15 protein-coding genes are annotated in these 12,736 nt (G+C 62.4%); 1 reads left to right on the forward strand and 14 read right to left on the reverse strand.

The window, feature by feature from the left end; all coding sequences use genetic code 11:
* Positions 1-26: 26 nt before the first annotated feature.
* From L0U80_RS20520 to L0U80_RS20555, 8 genes are all read right to left on the reverse strand, one after another.
* A complete protein-coding gene (locus L0U80_RS20520) occupies positions 27-866 on the reverse strand; it encodes a tektin family protein (RefSeq protein ID WP_233869199.1) in 840 nt (279 codons plus the stop codon).
* 37 nt (positions 867-903) lie between these two features.
* A complete protein-coding gene (locus tag L0U80_RS20525; protein WP_233869202.1) occupies positions 904-1,575 on the reverse strand; it encodes a YmfQ family protein in 672 nt (223 codons plus the stop codon).
* The gene (locus L0U80_RS20530; protein WP_233869206.1) at positions 1,566-2,618 is read right to left on the reverse strand and encodes a baseplate J/gp47 family protein; all 1,053 of its coding nucleotides are present in this window, start codon (positions 2,616-2,618) and stop codon (positions 1,566-1,568) included. The genes L0U80_RS20525 and L0U80_RS20530 overlap by 10 nt, the downstream gene beginning before the upstream one ends.
* The gene (locus tag L0U80_RS20535; RefSeq protein WP_233869209.1) at positions 2,618-3,082 is read right to left on the reverse strand and encodes a phage GP46 family protein; all 465 of its coding nucleotides are present in this window, start codon (positions 3,080-3,082) and stop codon (positions 2,618-2,620) included. The genes L0U80_RS20530 and L0U80_RS20535 overlap by 1 nt, the downstream gene beginning before the upstream one ends.
* Positions 3,075-3,644, reverse strand: coding sequence for a phage baseplate assembly protein V (locus tag L0U80_RS20540; RefSeq protein ID WP_233869212.1), 570 nt, complete (start codon positions 3,642-3,644; stop codon positions 3,075-3,077). Before L0U80_RS20540 ends, L0U80_RS20535 begins: the two co-directional genes overlap by 8 nt.
* A complete protein-coding gene (locus L0U80_RS20545; protein WP_233869215.1) occupies positions 3,641-4,765 on the reverse strand; it encodes a phage baseplate assembly protein in 1,125 nt (374 codons plus the stop codon). Before L0U80_RS20545 ends, L0U80_RS20540 begins: the two co-directional genes overlap by 4 nt.
* Positions 4,758-6,065, reverse strand: coding sequence for a DNA circularization protein (locus L0U80_RS20550; RefSeq protein ID WP_233869218.1), 1,308 nt, complete (start codon positions 6,063-6,065; stop codon positions 4,758-4,760). The genes L0U80_RS20545 and L0U80_RS20550 overlap by 8 nt, the downstream gene beginning before the upstream one ends.
* Before the next feature lie 75 nt (positions 6,066-6,140).
* Positions 6,141-6,407 carry a hypothetical protein gene (locus L0U80_RS20555; RefSeq protein WP_233869221.1) on the reverse strand — a complete coding sequence of 89 codons (267 nt, stop codon included), beginning with the start codon at positions 6,405-6,407 and terminating at the stop codon, positions 6,141-6,143.
* Between the two features lie 484 nt (positions 6,408-6,891).
* On the opposite strand from L0U80_RS20555, the gene L0U80_RS20560 reads away from it, so the two are divergent.
* A complete protein-coding gene (locus tag L0U80_RS20560; protein ID WP_233869224.1) occupies positions 6,892-7,605 on the forward strand; it encodes an NYN domain-containing protein in 714 nt (237 codons plus the stop codon).
* Positions 7,606-7,641: 36 nt separating this feature from the next.
* Here the strand turns inward: L0U80_RS20560 and L0U80_RS20565 are convergent, their stop codons facing one another.
* From L0U80_RS20565 to L0U80_RS20590, 6 genes are all read right to left on the reverse strand, one after another.
* Positions 7,642-7,953: a hypothetical protein gene (locus L0U80_RS20565; RefSeq protein WP_233869227.1), complete on the reverse strand. Its 312-nt coding sequence runs from the start codon at positions 7,951-7,953 to the stop codon at positions 7,642-7,644.
* 70 nt (positions 7,954-8,023) lie between these two features.
* Positions 8,024-10,276: a phage tail tape measure protein gene (locus L0U80_RS20570; protein WP_233869229.1), complete on the reverse strand. Its 2,253-nt coding sequence runs from the start codon at positions 10,274-10,276 to the stop codon at positions 8,024-8,026.
* On the reverse strand, positions 10,273-10,434 hold the full coding sequence (locus L0U80_RS20575; protein WP_233869232.1) for a hypothetical protein: 162 nt from the start codon (positions 10,432-10,434) through the stop codon (positions 10,273-10,275). The genes L0U80_RS20570 and L0U80_RS20575 overlap by 4 nt, the downstream gene beginning before the upstream one ends.
* A 112-nt stretch (positions 10,435-10,546) precedes the next feature.
* Positions 10,547-10,867 (reverse strand): hypothetical protein, encoded by a 321-nt coding sequence (locus L0U80_RS20580; protein WP_233869235.1) that lies wholly within the window; start codon positions 10,865-10,867, stop codon positions 10,547-10,549.
* A gap of 31 nt (positions 10,868-10,898) precedes the next feature.
* On the reverse strand, positions 10,899-11,249 hold the full coding sequence (locus L0U80_RS20585; protein ID WP_233869237.1) for a phage tail tube protein: 351 nt from the start codon (positions 11,247-11,249) through the stop codon (positions 10,899-10,901).
* 11 nt (positions 11,250-11,260) lie between these two features.
* Positions 11,261-12,730, reverse strand: coding sequence for a phage tail sheath C-terminal domain-containing protein (locus L0U80_RS20590; RefSeq protein ID WP_233869240.1), 1,470 nt, complete (start codon positions 12,728-12,730; stop codon positions 11,261-11,263).
* Between the last annotated feature and the right edge of the window lie 6 nt (positions 12,731-12,736).

Here is a 12,736-nt window from a genome sequence, read left to right on the forward strand (position 1 = left end):
AACATCGCGGCAGTTGGGAATGGGCATCACTCAACCCTCACTACAAGGGAAAAATTGTCGCTGCCGCTTGAAAAGTGGCCGCACCCCATCCATGTTCCGCCCAGGGTCGGACCGCCCCGCACCGTCGCGCCGGAGATGGTGGTGCCTGCCGGTACGTTGCCGTCAACGATGATCGTGTTGCCAATGCCTCCCAGAGACATCGGCTGAAACCAGCTCTGGCAATAGACCGGCCCCTCATCCTGTCCGTCAACAAGCAGGTGAGGAATCGGGTCGGCCCACGAAAGCGCGTAGGTGTGCCCGTCTGCGCCCTGTACGTAGTTACCCGTGGGCTGTTTCCCATCGATCTCCTCCTGCAGGCTGTTTTCGGTCTGCGCGAGGCTCTGCTGCATCGCCGTGACGGCTGCATCGAGGGCTTGCTGGAGAGCCGTGATCTGCTGGGTCAGATTCTTGACGTTCGTCTGCAGTTCGGCTTCGAAAACGATGGTGCCGAGGTCAGTCTTGTCCACGGTGGCGGCAAGGCCACTACCATCCGGGCGCCAGCCGATGTAGATCTTGTTTGTGCCTTGCTGGACGCCGCCGCCCTGCTCAACAGCGTTGGTGATCCCGTAACCCTCAAGCGTGTCGGGGGTGTCGACGATCACTTCCCATGGGATGCGGTCGGCGGCAGCGAACAACTTCTTTAACGCCTGAAGCAACTGCGTGTTGTCACTCGCGCTGAGAACCAGCGTGGCCGCTTCAATGACGGCCGCGACCTCTTCCTGTATGCCGTTCATCCAGGTTGCCGGCACGTAGGTACCGTCGAGGCCGAGTTCCTCATCGCCGTCCGAAAAATAACCGGTTACCCCCTCCTGTGAGGGGGCCGGCATGACTGCTACGGCGTTTCGGGCTGTAACTCGCTGCATGTCAATGCGTCCATAGTCCGTCGGCGACGAATGGCGTGCCGTCCTCGGCAGTAATGAATGCCGTTTCGTCTTCGGTGATCAGGTAGTCGATGAAATAAAACACGACGTCGGTATGCGCCGGCTTGTAGCGGCGAAAAATGCACACGAGCGCTGCCCGTGCACAGGCAATGGCTTCTGCCGCCTGTTCACTGAGGTCAGTCGGCAGTGTCGAGTCCGTTTCGCGTACGACCCACATGAAGCTCATCTCGCGCGAATTGAGCGGGTCGCCACACCGGCTGATGCCCGCCCGGAAGGGCCGGAACTCGTTGATGGTGATCTGGAATCCGAGCATCGCCGCGAGCTGAATGAAGTACGGCTTGCTCTGGCCACCCTCGTTCGTTAGTCGCAGGATGACAGCCTGTCGTCGTTCGTCGAGGTCGTCTGAGACGGTTGGTGTACAGCAGCAATCGTCGGGAAGGCCCGCGAGCTTCTCCCAGTCGGTGATCGCTTCAACGGTCTTGGTCGGGTCCGTCTCGCGCGCGAGGTCACCGAGGCGATTGTCTACGCGGAGCAGCGTGCGCGCAAAGCCTGTGAGCAGCCCTGTGAGGCGCGTCCCGAGCGCGCGTACCCAAACCAGTCCGCGTGGGAGCAGTTGCTGCAGGGCGCTGCGGTAGCCCTCTTTCGTCATGCCCATGTGACCTTCCCTCGCATCGGGATCTCGTACTGCGCTACCACGACGTTTCCGTCCGGTGTCGTGAGCGTGTAGTCGTTGAGGCCTGCCGCGTTCGAGATTGCTGCGCGAATGTGCGAGATGAGCAGTTCGGCACCAGGCTCGGCGTCTCGATGGTGCAGATCGTCAAGCTCGTCGATTACAGCCGTCCGAATCTCCGGTGTATCGGGCGTAATGCTCATCGCGTAGTCGACGTCGCGCGGTCTGGGGGCGACGACCCACAGCTCGGCTGTGACGGGCCGTACGCTCTCGATGTATGCATAAACAGCCGCTACGGCGGCGGCGTTCGGTATCGGGTCGGGGTCGTCGTCACGCATGAAATAGACAACGACCGTGCCCATACCGTTGCCCACAGGCACGCACCATGCGCGCGTCACACCAGCCACCTCGAGCGCCCAGTCAACATAGTCGTCAGCATCGCCGCCCTGCGGGCGTTTCTGCACGCGGCGCATGAGGCGTGCGCGCAGATCGTCGTCCGTCTCCGTGTCAGAGCCGTTCGCGATGCCGTCCGCATCGACGGTCGCCTGCGAGTCGACGCCGGTAACCGGCGTCGTGAGCGTGAGCTGGGCACCGGCCGCGACGATGCCGGTTGTGCCGGTCACACCGGCGACGACGGGCACGGCGATCTGCCCCGTAGCCGGAATGCTGGCCGACGCGGTTGTCGTGTACTCCACGCCGCTGTACTGCAGGACGGTGCCGAGCGCAATCGCCGAGTCCGCCTGACCGGTAAAGACGACATAGCCGGTCGCTGCGACCGCGGCCTTGCGCGTAACCCCCCACCATGCGGCCCAGCGCTGGAGCCACCAGCCGGTCGCAGACCACGGGAAAAACTGCTTGAAAATGAACTCGAAATAGCCATACAGGCCATTCACGGCACCGGCAAGCACCATTGCCAGGACGTTGAGGTTTGAGCGGCGCACGCGGGCCGTCGTGCCCGGCAGCTCGGCCTCGATGTCCGATTCGGCCTGGCCGATCAACGTCTTCAGGTTGGGACGGTTGAACGGCATCAGTGACGCTCCCAGAAATCCTGGAACTGCAGCCGCGTCACCGCATCGTCCGGGCCGTACAGCGTGACACGCAGCACGCGCACGCCGTCGCGCGGATTGGTTGCCGTGACGTCGATCTGTGAGACCAGCCCGTCATCGAGCATCCACTGCAGCGCCTCGCGCGCGCGCTCCTGATCCTGCGTGAGCACAATGGGCAGTTGCTTCGCGCTTTCGTTGAGCCACAGCCGGCTGCCGATGGCGTCGTTCGCAGTCGAGGAGTACTCATCCGCCCACCACCCGCGTGGATCGCCCGTCTGCCCGGCGGGCGCATCCGGGATGACGTCGTCATCAAGCGCGCGGCCGTCCGTGAACAGCGAGATGAGCGCAGCGCTCACAAGCCCGTCATCGTTACCGAGCAGCCCGTTCTCGACCACGTAGTCGGCAACCTGCTGCGGGTTGTACCAGACCGTACGGACATCACCCATTCGACGCCTCCACGGGGCCGTTCGATGTCCCAAGTCCGCGCTCGATGCCGTCGTGTCCATGGCCGTAAAAACTCAGACCACGGATGCTGACGTCGTCGGCGAAGTCGCTTTCGCCCTTCACCGACATCCCCTCGTCGACGGTGAGGTTCTTGCCGATCGCGACGCCTCCGCCAAAGCTCGTGCCGTCGTCGGCTGTGATTTCGATCTTGCGTACGTTGATACGCAGGGTGCCGTTGGTTTTCAGGTGCATGTACCAGCCCCCTGCTGCCCACAGCGCAGTCTCGCCGGCGCGCATGGCATTGAGCAGATCGGCCGGGATCAGGTCGCGGTTCGTCATGGCCACGACGACGCCGTGATCACGGTCGCCGCCGACGGCCAGATGCAGACCTTCTGCGCCCGATACTGGCATCGCGTGCAGACCGAACGGCTGGAAATGCTCGACGGCGTCGCGCGTTTCCGTGTCCGACATGCTGACCTGCATGAGCACGGGATCGGACTGCTGCTCGAGCACGCCGCGCGCGATCGAGCGCCGGACCTGATCTGCGAGATGACGATCATTCATTGGCTACTCCGTTTGTGGCGCCCGATATTCGCGACATTGCGACGGCGTACCTCCACGCCATCAGCGCCGCGGATCGCCCGGTTCAGTGACGTGCCGGACACGCCGGACAGGAGCGCAAATGCCCGCGGATCGGCGAGTTCGAGCTCAGAGGTCGTGCCCGTCCGCTCATTGAGCAGGTACCGGATCTTTGCGATCAGCAACTGGTCGCTGATATCAAATTCCGGTGCCTGCACCGACACGAGGGTGTTCGGGCGCCAGAGACCGTCTGCATGACTCCAGCCCTGGACCGTGATCGTCACGCGCGTACCGCGGCCAATACGTACATCGCGTTCCCAGTCGATGCGTTGCTGCAGCGAGAAGTCCTGCCCTGCCTGTTTCTCGGACAGGATGATGAGCGGCCGGTAGCGTGTGAGGGCCGAATCGGTCGCGCTCGCATAGCCGCGCACGGCCTTGCCGTACACGTTCATGTTGCCTTTGCCCTGCCCCTTCACGCGGTACTCGCTGAAGCGCTCCTTCAGGCTCTCCCTGTAAGCGATCTTCTTGATGTTCTCGCCGAACACCAGGCGCGTCGCGATCGGCGCGTTGGCTGCACGGGTGAGCAGCAGCCCGCCGTTGCTGTCGCTGGTGAGCAGCACGGCACGCATGCGCGCCGCGCGGTCCATCGCCTGGAAAACCGTCTCTCCTTCCTGAAGATTGAACGAGGGAAAGGTGGCGCCCACGTCGGCGTTCACGGTGACCGTGATGTCATACGGCGCGACGAGGTCACGCACGATGCGCTCGAGCGTGACGCCGCGCCACTGGCCAGTCTTGTAGATCGCCGAGCAGTCGACGAGATCGCAGGTCCTGTCGCGCCCATCGATCTGCATCGAGTGCGAACGATCGTCGGCGTCGGTGTTGACCTCGTCGACCCAGCCCGTGACAACCGGATCACCGTCGAGCAGCAGTTGCACCGCCGAGTCCGGCCGGATCGGCCGTGCAACCGGCTGATCGGCCCACCGGTCCGTCACGCCGACCTTGAACGCACCGGAGATCTGCTCGATGCCGGCCTCTACCGTCACGTCGGTCCATCCGCCGTAGGACGTGCCGCCGATTTTCAGCTCGGCGATGCCTGTATCAGCCATCGGTAAGCACCTCCAGCGCAATGCCGCCGGGCACCTGCAGCGGGTGCACTACGGCGTTACGCGCGCAGATGTCATCCGCGCTGTCTGGCGATCCGTAAAGCCGGTACGACACCACGAGCGCCGGCGCGCTCTGCGGCAGCGTGACGGACCGCACGCGAGCGAGCGTCGAGCCGCGCGCCGTAATGTCGTCCGTTACGGCGGCGCGCACGGTCTTGAGCGCGAAATACCAGTTGTCATCGTCGATCTCCAGCATGTAGTCGGAGATCGCGTCGAAAAACTGCTGCTGGATCTGCTGGCTCTGGTCGTAGCTGTCGAACTCGATCGCGGCGACCGCGGCTGCGGACTCCAGGAACGCCGTGCCGCGCACCAGATCGATCACCGCCTGCTGCGCCTGCGTCTGTTGTTCACGCGTCGGGGTTACTGCCAGCGACGACGGCCATGGCGTGGATGCCGGCTGTCCGGTATACGTCCACAGCGAGGCCATCGTCTGATATGCCTGCGGGCCGGGCGCGGGTGTTTGCGCCCACGTCGGCGACGTGGAGTCGTCGTCGGTCGCCGTCGACGTGGTGCCGTAGGGCGTTGGAAGCGTCGTAGCGACCGACGGGTAGATCTGTGCCTCGATCGCCTGGATGACATCAACGAGCATGCCGGCCAGATCCAGGGGCGCCGTCAACTGCGACCCGATACTCGCAATGAGCGCATTGGCGTCAGCGACCGAGGCCGCGTAAGAGTCGAAATCCTGCAGCAGCGCCTGCGTCATCTGCTGGGCCGTCGTGACCACATACGCGGCTTCACTGATGACTGCGGTGAGGGCGTAGTCAGGCAGACCGCTCACGGCGAATGCACTGGCGAATGCACTGCGGAGCGATGGGTAGGCGCTGGAAACGGCGTCGGAAATCTGCTGCTGCGTGTCGGTCGAGGCATCCGGCTGGATATCCTCGCCGGATTCAACATACGTGAGCTTGAGCGCGATGCGGCCGCGCTCGTCGATGCGGTTGCTGACAGTGCTTTTCGTGATGCTGGCACGCAGTTCACCGCGGTCAGGCAGCACGAGCGTGCCGGGTCCTTTTGTCTCGAGTGCCGCCTCGAACGTCGCGCGCTGTGTGAGCACGTCGTCGCCGATCAGGTAACCGTCTATGGTGTATTCGCGTTCTTTCCGGCCGAGGTCCTCTGGAAAGGGCTTGTCGCGCAGCGGATACGTGTGGACGACCGTCTTGCGCCCGAGCTCGACGGAAATCTCGCGATAGTAGAACGGGCATCCCCGGAAGGATGCCCGGCGGTAAGACGGGTTGGAGGCCATTCGCACACCTGTGTGATGTGCGCATCGTCGGTCCCGTCAGCCCCTAAAAAAAGGGGGGGATTTCAGGCCAGCACGCTATGAAACCGGCGCGTCGGGCTGCTGCAGGATCAGGTCAGAAACCTCGTTGGCCAGCGTCGACGCGAGCCACAGCACGCCGCGCTGTGTGTCGTCGTCGCACTGCACGAAGACCTCCAGCCCCTGATCGTGAACGAGATCGAGCAGCGCGGTGAGTTGGGTCGCGCGCATGGAAACGTAGTCGGTAACGGCCGAGTATCCAGGGTGCACGATCGTTACCGTACCGGGACTGCAGGCAACTGCGGTGTGGAGGATGCGCTCACGCATGGCGTACCTCCGGGCGGTACGGGACAGCTTGAGGGGAACGGCTGGAGTGCCCGGTACGGGCAGAGGGATAGGACATGGCCAACTCCGTCTAAGAGGAACCAGAGTCCCGCGCCCCGCTGTCAATCGGGGTGGGCGGGCGCATGACAGGGTTGACAGACCGGTTAGACGGACCCGGCGAGCCCGAAGGCTCCCCCGCCATGGCCCACCCGTCGTCAATCATACAGGCGTGCGATGGCCGCGGACGCAAAAAAACCGCCGGGAGGCGGTGCGTCCGCCGTCTAAAACACGGGCTGTCAAACCCGGCCGCTACTGTTTCAGCGGCAAGCTGATCATACCCCCATGAAAAGCGAAACTCAACGTAAAAGCGAAACTCGCGGCAAATCGTGTTAGTATTATTTTCATCCAGCCCCTGGCAGTAAGCGCGTCCACCCTATCCGGGGCGTGCCGAACCCGGGGGCAATTTTTTGCGCGTACAGGGGACAGAATGCCGACGGCTATCCTGATTGATGGTGCCTTCTTCATCAAGCGGTTCCGTTCGATCGAGCCGCACAATGCGCACGATGCCCAGCGAGCCGTCGAATGCGCTTTCCGATGGGCATGCGCTCATCTCACTGAGCCGAACGGCCGAAACCGCCGCGAACTCTACCGGATCTTCTTCTACGACTGTCCGCCGCTCATAAAAAAGATGCATAACCCGGTGAGCGGACAGCTCATCGACTTTTCCCGCTCCGACGAGGCAACGTTTCGGACTGCATTGCATGACGGATTGCGCACGCGGCGCAAGGTGGCCCTTCGCCTCGGACATCTGTCGAACCACGTCCAATGGACCATCAAACCTGCCCGGATTTCAGAGCTGCTGCGCGGTCGCCTCGCGTTCGATGCGCTGACACCGGAGGACGTCACGCTTGATATACGTCAGAAAGGCGTAGATATGCGAATCGGGCTCGACGTCTCTTCGCTTGCGTTCAAGCATCAGGTCGACCAGATCGTGCTGTTCGCGGGCGATGCCGATTTTGTTCCCGCAGCCAAGCAGGCGCGGCGCGAAGGAATCGACTTCATCCTGGACCCCATGTGGGCCCGCATCCCGGACAACCTTCAGGAACACATTGATGGCTTGCGCTCGACCTGCCCTCGGCCTGGCGTAAGACCGGCTGCAGCGGAGCACGAGCAGCCTCCGGAACCGGTGGTCGAAGAATAGCCTGGCTACATCGGCTGCATCGTAATGCCGACGTTCCTAAATCGCGGCCGTCCCGTTTCCATCTCTGGCCTTACTCCAAAGCGCCTGCATTTTCTGCAGCGATTGCAGAGCTATTGCGAAACTAGAAGTGTGGTCATCCCAGAAAAAGTCTTCTTCGGTGGGATTCAGCAGCTCGACGGTTCGTTCAAGTTGCTTATACGCGTCAAGATATGCATCGGCGCCATGTGCATCCATCCCCAATCGTTGCAGCTTTTCGTGAAGTCGCTTATACGTCGCATGCATCCGTTCAGCTTGTTCCCACTCGTAGCGATCGACGTTACGATTTACCGGCGGCTTGCGTGACCACATCGCACTTGCTCCCAAGATGACGCCCAGATTGAGGCGATTATATCGCCCCGGATAGCTGAGCCGATTGCGCCTACTGTGGCTGCATCGTGATGCCGACGTTCGTTTTCAGGTTCCCACCGGGACCGCTGCCGGTCACCCAGATTTGGGGCGGCTTGTCGTACGAGAGGTGCCCAGTAATGCTCAATTGCACCTGTTGTGGGGTCGACTTGATTGCGTCGACCATCCCCTTGTTGACGGCCGTCTCGAGCTGCTGCGGCGGCTGCAGAACTTCAGGTGGAGTGGTGCCCGATGCGTCTTTATGTTCGGGAGGCTTGCCCCAGATTTTCTCCCCGGCATACTCGCCGCCCCACTTCCCAACAGCTTCGCCGAGATAGCTTCCAGCCATGCTGCCCAGCATGCCGCCGACCACGGTCCCGAAGCCTGGGATGATCGATCCGATGGCCGCGCCGGCCGCCATGCCGAGCGCCCCACCGACCGCCTTGCCGGCCGTCTGTGCGTATCCGAGTTTCTTTTCCTGGTCGGAAAGTGTCTTGTCGTGATAGATATTCCATGCGTCGACGCCTGCACCGACCAGCTCGGTCGCAGTGCCAACGATGCCGCCTATTTTTGCACCGCGCAGCATCTTGCCGCCGGCAGTGAGCCGCGCCGCTGCCGCGGGCGTCAACTCGCCGCCAGGCGCTTCAGTACCACCCGGTGCAAAGACTGGCGTCTTGCCAAACAGTTTTGCCGTGAGCAACGCCCCACCAGCGATGGCGCCGCCGCCGAGCGCCTTGTCCGGGCTCAGGCCCTGTGCCGATCGGAGCAAATCCGTCGCGCCCTTGAGCAGGGTTGTCGCGCCTGGCAGAATCTGCTCGCCGAATACGGTTTTGAAATCTGTCCATGCTGCGGTGAAATTGGCTTGCTGACCGGCCAGCGTATTCTTCGACATATTTTCGAGGTCGGAGAGTCCCGCCGCCCCCTCGGTGACCGCGACGTTCTTGTCGATCTTGCCTCGCTGCAGGTACATCTGGGCGAGGACGTTTGCGCCGGTGCGCTGACTCGTGAGCGTATTTAGCTCATTGACCATCATCTGATCAGTAATCGCGTCCCCATAAAAGAGCTTTCCCCCCGGACCGACCACGCCAGCCTTCCGGATCATCGGTATCAGATAATCTTTCAGGTACTCATACTTCGATTCGTTGAACGCCTGCATGTTTTTAAGGCCGCCCGGCTTCATTCGCTTGATTGTGCCGATCTTGGTGAACTCCACCATGTGCGGATCGATCGCGCCGATACGCATCAGTTCTTTCACGCTCTGGACGGAAGCCCGGCCCATACCCAAATTTTGCTGAATACTCATCAGCCCTGTCCCGAACCGGCTTCCCCCCATCTCCTGGAGCATCGGCGCGGACTCTCCGTAGAACGCCTTGTTCGATAGCATTCGCGCTGCGACGCCGCCGGTCTTCATGAACTCGAGCATGTCCGTCGGCGTGACAAGTCCCGCTGACCCGGTGAGAACCTTCTGCGCATAGTCGGCCTGCCGCTCCATTTCCTCCGGGGAACTCGTGCCACCGCGCATTTCAATGACCTTGCCAAGCGCCTGGAACGTTTTCTCATCGAAACGATTCCCCTCTTCGCCGAATACGATCCGGTTTGCCGAAAGCATCCGGGAAAAAAGCGGCGTGATCGCCTTGGCTTCCTCATAGTTGCCCATGATTTCGTGCATGTCACGAAGCATGGTCATGTTTTCGGTCATCGACATGCCGAATACATGGGTTCCCCGCGCGAAATCCTCGGCATCCTTGTTGATCTGGTCTCCGAGCTTCAGTGTTCTGAATCGCGCCGCCGCGAGCTGGTAATTGCTAGCCGCGTCGACCATGGCTTTTGAGCCATATACGGCTGCGGCGCCGACAGCCAGCGGCACGCCAAACCGCCCCATGCCGATGCCGAGCGCCCCGACGCCCACGCCGCCCTCGCCTATGTGAACATTTCCCCCGTGCATGGACATACCGTGTGCGGCGCGAGAGGCCAGCGCCGGCGTGCGGGCAAGCTGGGTGTTGAGCTGCGTGGCCTCCTGTGCGAGTGTGCCAAGTCCGCGCCTCGACGACAGCCGGCCGGTTGCCCTTTCGACCGCTGTCACGCTGCGGCCGATCGCGGAAAACGAGCTCGCGACGTCGCGCCCGTCCTTTGCGAACGATTTCAGTTGCCGGTCCAGCTCGCTCAGGCTTTTGCCAGCCGAGCGCTGCAGCTCGCGGCAACGGCGGTCGATCTGTGCGACGCCGCCGCGGAAGGTGCGCTCGAGCTGGGAGAGGTCGCCGAGGATGCGGATCGTGATGTCGGTCATGTTTCGTCCGCCTTGACGATGGTGCACACGTAGAACAGAAACTCAGCGAGCGGCAGCGCGAGGATTTCCGCGTGCGACCACCCGGTATGTTTCGCGATGAGCAATACCTGGTTTAGCTGGGAGAGGTCGCCGAGGATGCGGATCGTGATGTCGGTCATTGTTCGTCCGCCTTGACGATGGTGCGCACGTAGAACAGAAACTCAGCGGGCGGCAGCGCGAGGATTTCCGCGCGCGACCACCCGGTATGTTTCGCGATGAGCAATACCTGGCTTAACTGGGCCCGGTATCGCTCGACTCGACGTTTCCCTCTTCGTCCGCGTTGTCGAGCAGGTCGCGCAACGTGAAGAAATCCCTGCGGGACAGGCGCTTGATGAGGTTGACCGAGATCGGGCCGTCCTGCGTGCCCACGCGCGTAAGCACGACCGCCGCGAGGTATGCATTGAACGTGATCGGCTTGTACGAGCCGCCGACCGGCATCTCGTTTTCAGCCGCCATCATGTCGCCCGTATTCGGCACGCGCATCTCAAAGTCATGGTGGACGGTGTCGCCGATCTTCATGCCGTCCTGGAATCTGCCTGTGATGTTTTCCATTGTCGTCGCTGTTAAGGGTTGAAATGTCCGGTTACTGCTCTTCGCACTTGCCGTAGAACGTCGCCGAGCACTTGCCCTCGCTGATTTCGCTGGCCTTGCCGCAGAACGCCTGGCGGTACACGTAGGTGTTGCCGTTGTCCGCCTCGGCGACGATAGTCGTGTTTTTGAGTGCCTGAATGTCGGCGACGCGCACACCGGTCGGCACGAGAATATCGACGTCGAGCTGCCCCGGGATACCTTTCTCTGTCGAATAGACCGAGCCGTCATCGGCCACAGTGGCTTCACGTTCCACGCCACCGATGTTGATTTTTGCGCTGCCTTCCTTCGTGGCGATGCGCTGGTTTGCCACTGTCATTATCACGCGCCCATTGAGTTGTGACATGTGCGCTCCTCTTAGTTGATGAACTGGATGGCTGCCGCGAAGATGTCAAACTGGTTGACAAGGTCCGGAACCGCCACGCCGTTGACGCGGTTCGGATCGGCGATCGAACGCACGATGTTCAGGTCTTCCTTGAACTGGTCGACGTTCTCGATCACGCCTGCCGTCTCAAGCTCGCGCGCGAGCGCCAGCGTTGTCGCCTTCAGGATGTTTGGCGTGACAATCGCCTGGCCGGCCGCGAAATTCGTACCATCGCTCGCGAGCTTGTAGTCGGGGTACATCGATTCGATGCGGTTGCGCCACGCGTACCGGAAATATGCTGATGTCCATTTGCTCTGTAGCTTGTAGTAGGCCCGGGTGGGCATCCCGAATGAGTTGGTCTGGTACGTCGTCGTAACCTGTTCCAGCGCGGTTTCGCCCGACGACAGGACGATGAGTGTCGAGATGCCCGACTTCAGCAGGTTGTTACGTTCATCCCAGGTGAACCGGTCGTTCTCGTCGGGCGACTCGATATCCTGCAGGACCATGCCGCGGAACGGCCGTGCGGGATCCGACGAGCCGCGGAACGTCGCGGTTGCGGCCGCCGAAGCAGCAATCACACAGGGGCTGCGCATGCGGAACTCTGCCGGGATGATCGTCGTGTGTGGACTGTTCCGGGCGGTGCCGTATGTCGTGAGATCGCCGTAGGTGCCACGCAGACACACAAACTGGTGCGCATCCTCCTGGCGCATCGCTGAGAAACGGTCGGCGAGCTCGGCTTCGAACTGCGCCATGCTCGCAGCATCTGTCCAGGGATGCACAACGACGTAATACGCGCTTTTGAGCGCGGCGATCACGGTTGCGATGTCCGGATTGGCAGTGCCGCCAGTCATCGGCGTAATCGCCAGCGCGATGCCGGCGGGCAGCGTCTCACCCTGGTAGTAATTCAGCCGCACATCGATGTCGTTACCCGCGAAGCCCTTGTGACGGGCCGTGAGCGTCACGGCGGCATCGGCGGCCTGCGCGGTCACCTCGAGGTCGAGATTGGCCTGCAGCGCCGCGGCGATCGCGGTTGCAATGTCGGGAGCCTCGTCGTCGACGGCGACACCGATCGTGTGCCGCTGGCCGCCCACGTAAAGGTAGATCGTGCCGGCGGCGGTCGCGGGTCCGGTGACCGCGATCTTGCCGGTAGCCGTCTCGCTTGCCGGGTTGTCGGGCACGGCGATGATGTACGCCGGCAACGTCTTGTCGGCCGCGAAGAGCGCGACAGCCATCTGGTGCAGTTGCGAGCCGCGCCCGGCCAACTGCGCGACCTGATCGGAGCTCGAGACGAGGATCAGCTTCGCAGGATCCGCCGTGCCGGTGTCGAGCATCTGCCCGGCGAGCAGCCGCACGTACGGCATGCTGGAGAGGCTCTGGTCGGCCCGCGTCGGGTCGATCTCGATGTAGCTGCCCGGCACGCGCACGTCGTCCGGGATCTCGCGAAATGAAATATTGTCGGCCATGATCTG

The organism is Paraburkholderia adhaesiva (genome assembly GCF_021390575.1).
Classification (GTDB): Bacteria; Pseudomonadota; Gammaproteobacteria; order Burkholderiales; family Burkholderiaceae; genus Paraburkholderia; species Paraburkholderia adhaesiva.

Coding starts and splice junctions, on each gene's coding strand:
- L0U80_RS20520 (WP_233869199.1), bottom strand. CDS start 866: ATGCCGGCCCCCTCACAGGAGGGGGTAACCGGTTATTTTTCGGACGGC.
- L0U80_RS20525 (WP_233869202.1), bottom strand. CDS start 1,575: ATGGGCATGACGAAAGAGGGCTACCGCAGCGCCCTGCAGCAACTGCTC.
- L0U80_RS20530 (WP_233869206.1), bottom strand. CDS start 2,618: ATGCCGTTCAACCGTCCCAACCTGAAGACGTTGATCGGCCAGGCCGAA.
- L0U80_RS20535 (WP_233869209.1), bottom strand. CDS start 3,082: ATGGGTGATGTCCGTACGGTCTGGTACAACCCGCAGCAGGTTGCCGAC.
- L0U80_RS20540 (WP_233869212.1), bottom strand. CDS start 3,644: ATGAATGATCGTCATCTCGCAGATCAGGTCCGGCGCTCGATCGCGCGC.
- L0U80_RS20545 (WP_233869215.1), bottom strand. CDS start 4,765: ATGGCTGATACAGGCATCGCCGAGCTGAAAATCGGCGGCACGTCCTAC.
- L0U80_RS20550 (WP_233869218.1), bottom strand. CDS start 6,065: ATGGCCTCCAACCCGTCTTACCGCCGGGCATCCTTCCGGGGATGCCCG.
- L0U80_RS20555 (WP_233869221.1), bottom strand. CDS start 6,407: ATGCGTGAGCGCATCCTCCACACCGCAGTTGCCTGCAGTCCCGGTACG.
- L0U80_RS20560 (WP_233869224.1), top strand. CDS start 6,892: ATGCCGACGGCTATCCTGATTGATGGTGCCTTCTTCATCAAGCGGTTC.
- L0U80_RS20565 (WP_233869227.1), bottom strand. CDS start 7,953: ATGTGGTCACGCAAGCCGCCGGTAAATCGTAACGTCGATCGCTACGAG.
- L0U80_RS20570 (WP_233869229.1), bottom strand. CDS start 10,276: ATGACCGACATCACGATCCGCATCCTCGGCGACCTCTCCCAGCTCGAG.
- L0U80_RS20575 (WP_233869232.1), bottom strand. CDS start 10,434: ATGACCGACATCACGATCCGCATCCTCGGCGACCTCTCCCAGCTAAAC.
- L0U80_RS20580 (WP_233869235.1), bottom strand. CDS start 10,867: ATGGAAAACATCACAGGCAGATTCCAGGACGGCATGAAGATCGGCGAC.
- L0U80_RS20585 (WP_233869237.1), bottom strand. CDS start 11,249: ATGTCACAACTCAATGGGCGCGTGATAATGACAGTGGCAAACCAGCGC.
- L0U80_RS20590 (WP_233869240.1), bottom strand. CDS start 12,730: ATGGCCGACAATATTTCATTTCGCGAGATCCCGGACGACGTGCGCGTG.